Origin of the sequence: Psychrobacter sp. Rd 27.2 (genome assembly GCF_001921755.1) — a bacterium.
Lineage (GTDB): Bacteria > Pseudomonadota > Gammaproteobacteria > Pseudomonadales > Moraxellaceae > Psychrobacter > Psychrobacter celer.
The window spans coordinates 1-851 of the sequence record NZ_MRYB01000036.1 but is presented as its reverse complement, the minus strand read 5'-3'; the positions used below and the strand labels follow the sequence as shown (position 1 = coordinate 851).

Genomic DNA, 851 nt, shown 5'->3' with positions numbered 1-851 from the left:
ATTTTAAAGATATTGTATTCAAGCAATCTGATGAAAAGCTAAAATTAGATATCGATAGAAATCGAGACTTGTTTAATACGCTTGCATTCTCATCAGGCGGTAACCCTAGAATGCTCTTAAGAACATTACAAGATATTAATAAATTCAATAATTCGAATGTTAACTCAATAATCAAATCTTTCTATAGGGAGCGAATTTGGACAGAACACACTGAGTTAGGCGAAAAATACAAAGGACACCAAGGAGTTATCGACTGGGGAAGAGACTTTTTGGAAAAAACAGTTATACCTGCAATTGAATCCTACAATGACTCTAGAAGGGAGAAAGGACTTGAGGAGTCGACAATATATTTTTGGATACATAAAGATTCACCTGAAACAGTTAAAGAAGCCCTAAGACTTTTGACTTATACAGGTATCATAAGAAAATTGGATAGTTCAATTCGAGCCACTAGAGCTGAATTAGGAACTCGGTATGAGGTGAAGTACGGTTGTGTGATATCCTTAGAAAGCAATCCTCATAGTGAGTCTGGTGATTTCTACAAGAATTTATCAATTAAGAAGTTTCCTGAGTTTGGAAAAAATCATGCTTCGTATGCTAATAGTGAAAAAATAATTGATATTGACAATGATGAGCAACAATATGATAAATCACTAAAATCTATGCTCGATAAAACAATAGATGTTTTAAGTCTTTTAACAAACTGGCAGAAAGAAAAGTTGAAGGCTGCAGGAATACACACTATTGAACAATTGCATAGTAATACTGAAGAAAACCTAATTGAGAAAATTTACAACGTTGGTCCTGCTAGAGCTAGACTGATGAAGAATGCGGCGACTGCAGAATTGCTT

Annotated in this window: 1 protein-coding gene; it reads left to right on the top strand. The window is 34.3% G+C overall.

Annotation, left to right across the window (positions count from 1 at the left end; genetic code table 11):
* A partial coding sequence (locus BTV99_RS12480; protein WP_218607568.1) for a hypothetical protein occupies window positions 1–851 on the top strand: 851 nt, incomplete at both ends.